Origin of the sequence: Mycobacterium sp., assembly GCF_035640695.1 — a bacterium.
In the GTDB taxonomy this organism is placed as follows: Bacteria; Actinomycetota; Actinomycetes; order Mycobacteriales; family Mycobacteriaceae; genus Mycobacterium.
The window spans coordinates 1-9857 of sequence record NZ_DASQVQ010000151.1; the positions used below are offsets into that span (position 1 = coordinate 1).

The following is a 9857-nucleotide window of genomic DNA, read 5'->3' on the forward strand; positions in this document are numbered from 1 at the left end:
TGCCGATAAGCCACATTATGTCAGTTAAAGTACGCCGTTTTCATCCGATGGATCATTGCCAGCGACCCGGGCGCAGCGGGCGAGTGATCCTGGCACTGCGGACTAAACGAGTCGCACTGAGCCGAACTCCTCCACAGTTGCGGCGAGGCGTCCGTCGCGCAGAACGGTGACGCGGTCTGCGATCGCGACAACCTCCTCAAGACGGTGAGTCACGTAGAGGATCGACTGACCCGCCTTGGCGAAGCGTTTCGGCGCGGCCAGCAGCAGATCCACCTCAGGCCTCGGCAGCGCCGCGGTCGGCTCATCCAGGACGAGGATCCCTGAACTCGTTCCTTCCTGATCCTGTAGTGCGCGCGCGATGGCGACCACTGTGCGCGCCGCAGGGCTAAGCGCCGCCAACGTGTGTCGGGATCGGAGTCGATTCAGACGGGGCCACCACCGCTTTGGCCCTTCGCTTTACGGCTTTGGAGCTGATTGTTCCCAGCGGCCCGGTCTCGAATCCTTGCCCGATGGCGAGGTTCTCGTCGACCGTCTTCGTGGCATCTCCGCCGGTCAGCGGCGATCATGTTGCGGCGCTGAGGACTTCGATCCTGCACGTCGGCCCGTGGGCGCGGGCGAGCCGCTCGTCCATTGTAAGCAGGGTCGCGTCGAAGGCCTCCGCGAGCGCGACGTAGAACGCATCCCATCCCCGCACCGAATCTCGCAGTCCCCAGGCGCGCTGTAGCAGCCACCGGTGCCCGAACCGCTCACCCGGCCAGTCCCGCAGATCATCCACCGCCTGCCCCGCGGCGGTGCCGTCCAGGCGCCCCTGCAGGTACTGGGCGCGAATCACCCCCATGACCTCCACGTCAACTACATGCGGCGCTGCCTGATCGATATCGGCGGCCAAGCGCGCCGCGATCGCATCTGCCGCGGGGGTATCCGCTACGACCTCGAACAGGCAGGATGCATCAACGACCAGCATCTGGCCACTCGCCACGCCAATCGTCCATCGTTGCCAGCACCTCCGCCGTGGACACCGTCGACGGTCGCCGGCCGGTCCGCGCCAGCCACTGCGCAATCGACGGCCGGGCCGCCAAGCGGGCTGCTTCACGGCGCAACAACTCCGGCACCGTAATTCCCTCTTCGCCGGCACGACGCACCAGGCCGGCATATACCTCGTCGTCAATGTCCCGAATTTGAACAGTCTTAGGCATACACGCATCGTATCATGCGGCTATGCATCAACTGGTGCAAATCTTCATGAAGCCTGGCGACCGCTATGCGGAAACTCGCACCTCATCAACACGCACCATTACCCGCTAAAGGTATCGAGTTAAATTGCAGTACAACCTATTTCATTAGATGTAAGTACCTATCGGGGTCCACGTATTGGTGGCTTAGCCCGCGGTTGCCGTCGCGATTAGGGCCGGTGCTGGGAAACGCACGCGACCATCCGCGGCGACCAACTGGGTGAGCCTGGCAGCTGCCCTGGAACGCAGTCGGGCGAATTGTTCATCGTCGATGCGCTCAGCCAATGTCCAGCCACGGATGTCGGTAAACAACCACTCGTCGAGCGACACGCAAGTCCGTTATGGCCGACGGGATTACCAACATTTGCCGTCAAAAACTTAAAATTTTCGGGTTCGGTAAAAGCGCAGGTAGCAGCGCCTTCTAATCCCTAGCTCCGAAAGAATCCTGAGTGCGAGCGCCCTCAGTTAATTTTTTAAGCCGTTATCCACGTTCATAGTTCGAATCCGTATCCGAGGTCGCGTTGCCGCTCGGCTGCCGGCTGGCTGGTGGCGATTAGTAGGCCACAGCCATCCCGACAATCAGAGCCTCTCCCCTGCCTCGTCTCGACCGACACGCTGCTGTGCATCGGGAGGAATACGGCGGAAACGAATATGGCGGGTTATCGCCGCACCGGTTTGCCGATGTACCGCGGTGGGGTACGTCTGTGATTCCAGACGAGGTATCTGACCGGCAGGTTGAGCGAACATGACGAAGCGTACTCGCAGCCTCGCGCTGGATGCACCAACGGAAACGCTGCCAGCGCCGCAGAAGGTGCTGCAGCGCCGACGGCATACGTGGTTTCGACGCGGGCTGTCCGCCTTGCTTGTGGTGATCGGTGTGCTGGGCGTGGGGGTCGCCGGCGCCTTGCCGGGGTGTCGGCACGGATGCGGTCACGCGGCACCTGATCCCACGGCACTGCACGCGCCAGCACAGGTCACGATCACGCCTGCTGCTGATGCTGGCGACGTGGATCCCGTCCAGCCGGTATCGGTGGTGGCGACATCCGGAACGCTGACAGATGTGCGGATGGTCAACGACCTGGGCAAACGTGTAGAGGGCGTGATGACTCCCGATGACGTCGTCTGGCATCCCGTGGAGCCGCTGGGATACGGGCACACCTACACCATCACCGTTGTGAGCCGAGGACCGGGAGGTATTGCCGCCACCCAAACCTCAATGTTCTCAACCTTGGTGCCCCGCAACCAAACCAAGGTGTCGTTCACCAGCCCGGCCGAGGTACCGCTACAGGACGGCGGCAAGTACGGCGTCGGGATCGTGATTGTGGCGCACTTTGATGAGCAGATCGCCGATCGGGCGGCAGCTGAGCGGCAATTGACGGTGACGACCTCGCCACCGGTCACGGGGTCGTGGTACTGGGTCGATGACCAAAACGCCCATTGGCGTCCCGAGCACTACTACAGCACAGGAACGGCTGTCACGGCAGAGGCGAAGATCTATGGCATCGCGCTGGGGAACGCGCTTTTCGGGCAGCAAGATACCAAGGTGTCGTTCACGATCGGCGACTCGCATGTCTCCATCGCCGATGACGCCACCAAACAGGTCAGCGTCTTCAACAACGGCCGCCTGGTGCGCACGATGCCCACGTCGATGGGCATGGGCGGTACTCAGCAAGTCGCGGGCCGCACGCTGTCGTTTTGGACTCCGCCGGGTATCTACACGGTGCTGGACAAAGGCAACCCGGTGGTAATGGATTCGTCGACCTTTGGCCTGCCCAAGAATTCGCGGCTGGGCTATCGCGAAACCATAAATTGGGCTACCAAGATCAGTACCGACGGCATCTACCTGCATCAGCTCGACGCCACCGTGTGGGCGCAGGGCCACACCGACACCTCACATGGCTGCCTCAACCTCAACGAGGAGAATGCGAAGTGGTTTTTCGACTTCTCCCAGCCCGGCGACGTCGTCGAGGTACACAACAGCGGCGGGCCGCCCCTACAGCTATCCCAGAACGGCGATTGGACGGTTCCCTGGGACCAGTGGCGCAAAGGCAGTGCGTTAAACCGATGATGATTGTTCGAGCACGCAACGGTCGCCGGCGGCCCGCGGCCGGCGCCGATCAAACATCCGCTGGGGTATCGCCGACATTTCGGTGTCATGTTCTCAGTTGAGATTCGCGCAGCGGGAGACCTGACATCGTTAATCGGCGTTATTGGCTGTCGCCCTCGGTGTCGTCGAAAAAATGCCACTCGCCGTCCTCGTGCCGGACTTCCATGCGCCATCCGAGCTCAGAATTGTCTGCCTTGGCATCGACGAACCAAGCATGGGCATCATCGGCGCTTTCTATGTCCTTGGTTTCGACGACTTCGCCCTTAGGGTTCATCACACGATAAGTAGCCATGACATCAGCGTTCCCGGGCGCAGCGGTTTTAATCATGTCAGCCGGGTCCATGGCGGTGTGGCGGCTGCGCCGACGAGCACCCGCCAGCCGATCCGCCGCCGGCCAAACTGAACCGGCACGGTGAGCGATCGCGATGCGGCGTTTAGGGACGCTAAGTTGCGGGGACCGCTCTGGCGAGCGGGGAACAACTCTGCACTTGAGCGTGCTTGTCAAACGGAAGTGAGCACTATGGCTGAAGTCAACGCGGGTCAAGATGTCGTCGAATTCCTGATAGCGCAACATAACCTGATCAAGGATATGTTCGACGAGGTGCTCTACGCGTCGGATCCGAAAGCTCGAGAGAAGGCATTCATCGACCTGCGCCAATTGCTGGCGGTGCACGAGACTGCCGAGGAAATGGTGGTGCACCCCCGGGCCCGCGCCGAACAAGCAGCCGGTGACGAAGTCGTGGATGCGCGGCCGCGCGAAGAGCACCAGGCCAAGGAGCAACTAGCGAAGATCGAGAACCTGGATGTCGCTTCGCAGGAGTTCATTGACGCGCTCAAGGCGCTGCGGGAGGCCGTCATAGACCACGCCCAGCATGAAGAAAACGAGGAATTCAACAAGCTCGAGCGCGAACTGGATCCCGGCCAACTCAGGCGGATGACCGATGCGGTGCGCGCCGCCGAGTCCATTTCACCGACGCGTCCCCACCCCGGTGTCGAATCGGCTACGGCCAACTTCGCGGTCGGCCCGTTCGCGTCGATGCTGGACCGGGCTCGCGACGTGCTGCAAGCGGCGCTGCGGTAACACTTGCCTGGGCGAGATCCTGTACCTGCACGGCTCCACCGGCAGCGGCCTGATCTTCACGGCGAAGGCGGCACCGTCGGAGCCTGCCGGCCTGCGTGACAGTCAGCCTCGTCGGACCGCCTCGTGCTGGCCCGCGCGGCGATGCACCATTCACTGAACTACCGCTCGGTCGTCGTCATGGGTAATGCGCGTCTCGTCGACAACCGCTCGGAAAAGCTTCGGGCGCTTGGGGCCCTTGTCGATCACGTCGCATCTGGCCGGGTGCCGATAGCAGGACGCCGAATCTCCGCGAGCTTGCCGAGCACAGCCGCCGCCAAGGCGACAGCCTCGCCCGCTCGACTCCTCTGCTGTGGCGGGTTAATCGGTGGCAGATTCCTCGAACCAGCAGACGAACTCGTCTTCTGCATGCCAGCGGCCGTTAGAGTCGGCAATGGCGGTGAAGCTGCCGCGGCCACGGATTCCGGTGAGTTCTGCTGTGCCGGAACCGGGTTGGACGATCCAGTTGCCGGTAACTTTGTGAGGGCTGTGGTTGCGTCCGTGTGCGGTGAGGATAAACGACCCTCTGCGTCCATTGACAGTGCCCTCGATGCGCTCAATGCCGGTTGTGATGCCGCTGCCGTCCCGATGCAAGAGACGGAGATGGTCGGCATATCCCATGCCCTCGATCGCGCCGGTGAAGCGCTCGGTGAGCACGGTTGACACGAGGGTGGAACCGTCCTCGTGGTTGCTGATGTCGTACTTATCGAAGCCGATGACGTCGATGCGGCTGTGACAGCGGGTGGCGTGCGGCGGCGGTTGTTGTTCGGTGAGCGCCTCGGCGGTGTCGGCGAGTCCTCCCCATTGGAAGCTCATGTGCTCGTTCACCCCTTCTTGATCTCGGTTCTCGTGCGTGTGTTCGGCTTGCGCCGGGACGACTGTGCGTTATCCGGCCACGATGGTGTGGATAGCCGCGGCTGTCGTCTCGGGTTCGGTCGCGTACGGCATGTGCCCGCCGGGAAGGTACCGAAGCTCGGTTTCGAAGTGTTGGGCGAGCCATCCCGCGGCCCGAACTGGTGGTGTGCCTTGATTGTGCGAGTCGGCCATCACCGTGATCGGGACGTCCACCCGCTGCAGCGTTCGCGATGCACCGGCGGGATCGGGTAGGTAGCCGACGATTGCGGGGATCTCGAGGTCGAAAAAGACTTCGGCATTGGAGAACATCCGCTCCTGCGCGTCGGTTGCCAGATCGTTGAACGCCTCGCCAATGGACTGCCCGACATGGTTGCGGAACTCCTCGCGGACCGCGTTGTGGCGGATTGCACGGGCGGCGGTCCCGAGCAGACCTTTTGCGAGCTTCTCACCGTCGTCGAGCACGCCGAACAGCGGTGGTTCGTGCACCATCGCCGCGCGAACCAGCCCCGGCCTGCGCACCAAAAGCTCGAGCAAAATGAGCCCCCCGAGACTGCCGGCCCACACAGCACACGGCGCCAGTCCGAGCGTCTCGATCAGGCCGGCGACGTCGCGGGCCTGTTCGGCGATGCTGGTCGCGTACCACCCCGTCGGGCGCGGACTCCTGCTGTTGGCGCGGCGGTCGTAGGTGACGGTGTAAAAATCGTTGGCCAGCCGTTCGGCGACCGCTGCGTAATGTGTGGCGTCCACTGTGCCGCCGGGGATGAACACCAGCGCGGGCCCGCTGCCGCGTGCCTCGTAGTAGAGCCGCGCAGCATTCACCTCTGCCTGACCTCGATGCGTGATGACTTCCATACCGCGAAAATATGCCTATGATAGGCATATGTCAACGACAGGCGAATCTGGCCCGAGGGCGGCCCAACAGCGCCAGCCCGCCCGGCTACGACGACACGGGCTACGAGAACAGAAAAAGGACCTCACCCGCGCCACGATCGAGGCCAGGGCCTTGCACCGTTTCCTCGCAGAAGGGTACGAACACGTGCGCCTCGAAGACCTCTGTGCGGACTGTTTGGTATCCACGCGCACGTTCTTTCGCTATTTCACCTCGAAAGAGGACCTTGTACTCGGTCGTCTCCGGTCCCATCTGGATCTGGCCGAGGAGCTCTTCGCGAGTCGGCCTGCCGATGAACCGCCGCTCGTGTCGCTGCGCGCGGTCATTACCCAAACGGTTTCCGATTATGCGGCCCAGCCGGAGCGAGAATTGGCGCGGCTGCGCCTCGTCACCACCACCCCACTGCTCGAGGCCGGGCTGGGCCGGGTGTTCGCTGGATTCGAGCGACTCGTCCGCCAATTCACCGCGGCCCACTATCAGACGAACGACGACGACCAAAGTCCCCGACTGACAGCCGCGGCAGCCGTTGCGGCATTCCGGGTTGGACTTGAGATGTGGATGGAAAGCAATGCAGAGACAGCTCTCGCAACCTTGATCCTCGACAATCTCGACCAACTCACCGCCGGCATCCGCGAGATGTGACGCAACACTAACCGGCACGGTTACACCATGCATGGCGCCGTCTGCGGCGTGAAGTCAGGACGAACGAAACAACCAGAAGAGCCGCCGACGTGGCGCGGATCGCGATGCAGGCCGACCCCCTCTACGGGATTGTTCGCGATCGCTTACATAGGTTCGACACGTCGGACGGCACCGCTAATGCCACGCAGTAACGCACTTTCTCGGGTTTTGGTCAATCTTTCTGTCGGATAACGCAAAATCCCGGCCAGGGGCCGATTCGGGCCCCTGGGCTCTGCTGCTGCTCCTACCGCTGCCACGGCTGCCACGGCTGCGGACCACCACGGTCGCCACCACGGTCGCCGCCTTGGTCGCCCTGCCGAGGCTGCCATCCACCGCGGTCGCCACCTTGGTCGCCCTGCCAAGGCTGCCATCCACCGCGGTCGCCACCTTGGTCGCCCCACCAGTCGCGACTGTGATCCCAGCCGTCGAAATCGCGGTGATGGTCGTCGTGGCAGGTACCCCAGTCCCAGTTGAAGCCCCACCACGGGAACCAATCATCGCCGGGACACCAGTGATACGCCGGAAATGGACCGGGCTCGGCCTGGGCCGTACCGGGCGTTAGCGCGAAACCTGCCAACCCCAGACCCCCGGTCACCAAGGCCGTCGTCGCTAATCCCACAATTCTTTTTCTCATACCCGCAATATCGCCATAACACGCCACATCCGTTACCTTGCAGTTACCTTACAGGTCGCTGAGAGTCGCTGTGCCCCAATGAAATTTCGTCTCCATTGGCTGGTCAGCCATCGCTGTATCCCTCGTCCCCAGGCGAGCTGAGGACTTCCTGCGAGTGAGGTCACATAGTCATGGCGGTGCGCGGCGCGTTCATCGGAGGGTCGCTGCGATCATCGCCAAATCAGGCAGCCCTTCGCGGCTGCCGTGTCCCACAAAGTATTCCGAGTGGCTCGGCTCAAGGACTCAACGGGTTGTGGATGATGCATCAAATGAATCAAACGCGTACGCATCCGCGCAGTCGCCAACGAATATGGCTCTGGCACTTACCGATTGGTCTCTATCCAAGTTGCGGCCCCGGAAGGCAAGATGGGCTTCGACGTCCTTCTGGTCCAGTTCTAGCCAGGCCGGCCGCCGGTTTCATCGGCGATTGTTAGGATCTGCACTCCGGGCCCTGCTGGCGTAGCGCACGTCCTTCGTCGTCACTCCCCATTTGTGCGCAGTTCCCAGGGCTGCATGCCGAGTGCATCCGCAAGGTTCCGCTGCAGCGCGACGCCGGACGGCAGCGGGCGCCAAAAGATGGTCACCTCGGCGATCTTGCCGTCCGCGCCGAGCAGGACGTAGAAAATTCCGTTGACCGCGGCGTCTCCGATTTGCAGCCGGTAGAACGCCGCGTGGTGGGTCTCGCCGCTGAGGACCTCAATATAGGTGTCGTCGGACGCCAGTCTGTTGACGGTCTGTATGGTTTCCACGGCGGCCTCGCGGCCGGTGACTGGCTCATCGCCGAGCGGGCCGTACAGCACTACGTCCTCGGCGAGCAAACGGGTGAGGGTGTCTTTGTCTGCGCCGCCGTGGATGCAGTCGACGAAGGACTCCAAGGTGTCGCGGTGCGGGGCGAACGTGGTCATGGTTACTCGTTGTGTGTGAGACTTGGTCGGTGCGCCTGGGCCGTGAGGTGGCGGAAAAGTAATGGCCGTTGTCCAGATCGGCGAGCAGGCTGGGCTGAGCGGGTTCCCAGCCCAGGGTCCGGCGCGTGATGAGGTTGGACGCTGGGAGGGACATCGCGACCAGATTCGCGTAGAACCCAAAGTATCCCGGCAGCATCAGTACGTCCGCGGGAACGCTTACAGTGGGCAGGCCCAGACGGCTGCCAATGGCCTCGGCGATCTCGCGGAACGGGATGCCCCCGTCCTCGATTGCGTGCCAATATTTGCCGGCCGGACCCTTCTCCAGCGCCAAGCGGAACAAGGAGGCGACATCGCGAATGTGCACGGCGCCCCACAGGTTCGCGCCGTCTCCGGGGTAGCCCGCGAAGCCCTTCTCCCTCGCGAGCGCGATCAGCCCCGGGAGGAAGCCGGCACGATCGGTCGTGCTATGCGCGATGGGGGGAAGCCGCACGATTGAAGACCGCACTCCCCGCTCGGCGAGGCCGACTACGGCAGTCTCCACCGCGTTACGGAACCGCAGGGTGCCCTTGTATTCATCGCCGCTGGGAAGGGCCTGGTCCTCCTCGGTGGCCGGCCGGCCCAGGTTTCCGGGCGAGGCCATACTGCCCGCCGCGACCAGCGGCTTTCCGGTTCCCGCGAGTGCCTCGCCGTACGCGAGCATGACCGAGAGCTCCGCGGCGGTCACGGCGTCGATCCCGCCGGACGGAAGCAGGTCTTGCCTGTGCGCGACGTGGATGACGCCGTCGGAGTCCGCGGCCGCCTCCTTGAGTCCGTCGAGATCCTCGAGGCTGCCGCGACGCACCTTGGCGCCGAACGCGGACAGGGCCGCCGCGGCCGTGTCCGATCGGGCCAGGCCGGTGACCTCGTGCCCGGCGGCGATGAGCTCGGGGATGATGTACGAACCGGAATGGCCGGTCCCGCCGGTAACGAAAACGCGCATAATTACTGTCCTTTTGAGGTTGGTGGAGGGGCCTGTTCTCGTTCCGTAGAGCGACTGGCGCGAGAAGTGGTGGTGCGCTCAGTTGAGAATGCCGACGCCAAGGAAGAAGTTGGTGTGCTTGACCGAGTGGGCGACGAGGCCCAACTGCAGCAGGGCGACGTTCTCTAGTGCCCGCGCCATTGGCAGCTGCCCGGCGTCCATCGGGCGCAGTCCCAGGCTCTCGATGAACGCCGACACGCGTGCCTTTGCCTGCGCGTCATCGCCGGCGATGAATACGTCCAATGGGCGACCCTCGGCTGAGCCGACCGCCAGAACATTGGAAAACAGGGTGTTGAACGCCTTGACGACATGCGCGCCGGCGGGGGCGGCCTTGGCGATCTCCTGCGCGGCGGAACTGCCGTCAGGGGTAACAAAGCCAT

At 63.3% G+C, this 9857-nt stretch carries 12 protein-coding genes and 2 pseudogenes; 4 read left to right on the plus strand and 10 right to left on the minus strand.

Annotated elements, in window-relative coordinates; genetic code table 11:
- Window positions 1–102 precede the first annotated feature (102 nt).
- From VE759_RS17870 to VE759_RS17885, 4 genes are all read right to left on the minus strand, one after another.
- On the minus strand, window positions 103–369 hold the full coding sequence (locus tag VE759_RS17870) for a hypothetical protein (protein ID WP_324934883.1): 267 nt from the start codon (window positions 367–369) through the stop codon (window positions 103–105).
- Between the two features lie 193 nt (window positions 370–562).
- Entirely contained in the window at window positions 563–964 is a 402-nt protein-coding gene (locus VE759_RS17875; protein ID WP_324934885.1) for a type II toxin-antitoxin system VapC family toxin, read from the minus strand.
- Window positions 951–1196 carry a hypothetical protein gene (locus VE759_RS17880; protein ID WP_324934887.1) on the minus strand — a complete coding sequence of 82 codons (246 nt, stop codon included), beginning with the start codon at window positions 1194–1196 and terminating at the stop codon, window positions 951–953. Before VE759_RS17880 ends, VE759_RS17875 begins: the two co-directional genes overlap by 14 nt.
- A gap of 183 nt (window positions 1197–1379) precedes the next feature.
- The gene (locus tag VE759_RS17885) at window positions 1380–1562 is read right to left on the minus strand and encodes a hypothetical protein (RefSeq protein ID WP_324934889.1); all 183 of its coding nucleotides are present in this window, start codon (window positions 1560–1562) and stop codon (window positions 1380–1382) included.
- 415 nt (window positions 1563–1977) lie between these two features.
- Here VE759_RS17885 and VE759_RS17890 point away from each other — a divergent pair, with 415 nt between their 5' ends.
- Window positions 1978–3300, plus strand: a complete 1323-nt coding sequence (locus VE759_RS17890; protein ID WP_324934891.1) for a L,D-transpeptidase — start codon at window positions 1978–1980, stop codon at window positions 3298–3300.
- Window positions 3301–3439: 139 nt separating this feature from the next.
- On the opposite strand, the gene VE759_RS17895 is transcribed toward VE759_RS17890, so the two are convergent.
- Window positions 3440–3631, minus strand: coding sequence for a hypothetical protein (locus tag VE759_RS17895; RefSeq protein WP_324934892.1), 192 nt, complete (start codon window positions 3629–3631; stop codon window positions 3440–3442).
- A 228-nt stretch (window positions 3632–3859) separates the two neighbouring features.
- Between VE759_RS17895 and VE759_RS17900 the strand changes: the two genes are divergently transcribed.
- A complete protein-coding gene (locus VE759_RS17900; RefSeq protein ID WP_324934900.1) occupies window positions 3860–4420 on the plus strand; it encodes a hemerythrin domain-containing protein in 561 nt (186 codons plus the stop codon).
- Window positions 4421–4427: 7 nt separating this feature from the next.
- A pseudogene (locus tag VE759_RS17905) lies at window positions 4428–4719 on the plus strand (pyridoxamine 5'-phosphate oxidase family protein); the annotation flags it as partial.
- A 58-nt stretch (window positions 4720–4777) separates the two neighbouring features.
- Here the strand turns inward: VE759_RS17905 and VE759_RS17910 are convergent.
- Together VE759_RS17910 and VE759_RS17915 are read right to left on the minus strand one after the other, a co-directional pair.
- Entirely contained in the window at window positions 4778–5284 is a 507-nt protein-coding gene (locus VE759_RS17910; RefSeq protein WP_324934894.1) for a DUF3224 domain-containing protein, read from the minus strand.
- Between the two features lie 57 nt (window positions 5285–5341).
- Window positions 5342–6163 (minus strand): alpha/beta hydrolase, encoded by an 822-nt coding sequence (locus VE759_RS17915; RefSeq protein WP_324934896.1) that lies wholly within the window; start codon window positions 6161–6163, stop codon window positions 5342–5344.
- 28 nt (window positions 6164–6191) lie between these two features.
- On the opposite strand from VE759_RS17915, the gene VE759_RS17920 reads away from it, so the two are divergent.
- Entirely contained in the window at window positions 6192–6842 is a 651-nt protein-coding gene (locus VE759_RS17920; protein WP_324934902.1) for a TetR family transcriptional regulator, read from the plus strand.
- 1191 nt (window positions 6843–8033) lie between these two features.
- Here VE759_RS17920 and VE759_RS17930 read toward each other — a convergent pair.
- The 3 genes and pseudogenes from VE759_RS17930 to VE759_RS17940 all read right to left on the minus strand — a co-directional run.
- Window positions 8034–8372 carry a hypothetical protein gene (locus tag VE759_RS17930; protein ID WP_324934898.1) on the minus strand — a complete coding sequence of 113 codons (339 nt, stop codon included), beginning with the start codon at window positions 8370–8372 and terminating at the stop codon, window positions 8034–8036.
- Between the two features lie 139 nt (window positions 8373–8511).
- A pseudogene (locus VE759_RS17935) lies at window positions 8512–9438 on the minus strand (SDR family oxidoreductase); the annotation flags it as partial.
- Between the two features lie 78 nt (window positions 9439–9516).
- Window positions 9517–9857, minus strand: a 341-nt coding sequence (locus tag VE759_RS17940; protein WP_414687948.1) for an NADPH-dependent F420 reductase, incomplete at its 5' end; no start/stop codon positions are given.

What these genes read in the sequence shown, in the direction of transcription:
- VE759_RS17875 (WP_324934885.1), bottom strand. Translation starts at nt 964, where the DNA reads ATGCTGGTCGTTGATGCATCCTGCCTGTTCGAGGTCGTAGCGGATACC.
- VE759_RS17880 (WP_324934887.1), bottom strand. Translation starts at nt 1,196, where the DNA reads ATGCCTAAGACTGTTCAAATTCGGGACATTGACGACGAGGTATATGCC.
- VE759_RS17890 (WP_324934891.1), top strand. Translation starts at nt 1,978, where the DNA reads ATGACGAAGCGTACTCGCAGCCTCGCGCTGGATGCACCAACGGAAACG.
- VE759_RS17895 (WP_324934892.1), bottom strand. Translation starts at nt 3,631, where the DNA reads ATGGCTACTTATCGTGTGATGAACCCTAAGGGCGAAGTCGTCGAAACC.
- VE759_RS17900 (WP_324934900.1), top strand. Translation starts at nt 3,860, where the DNA reads ATGGCTGAAGTCAACGCGGGTCAAGATGTCGTCGAATTCCTGATAGCG.
- VE759_RS17915 (WP_324934896.1), bottom strand. Translation starts at nt 6,163, where the DNA reads ATGGAAGTCATCACGCATCGAGGTCAGGCAGAGGTGAATGCTGCGCGG.
- VE759_RS17920 (WP_324934902.1), top strand. Translation starts at nt 6,192, where the DNA reads ATGTCAACGACAGGCGAATCTGGCCCGAGGGCGGCCCAACAGCGCCAG.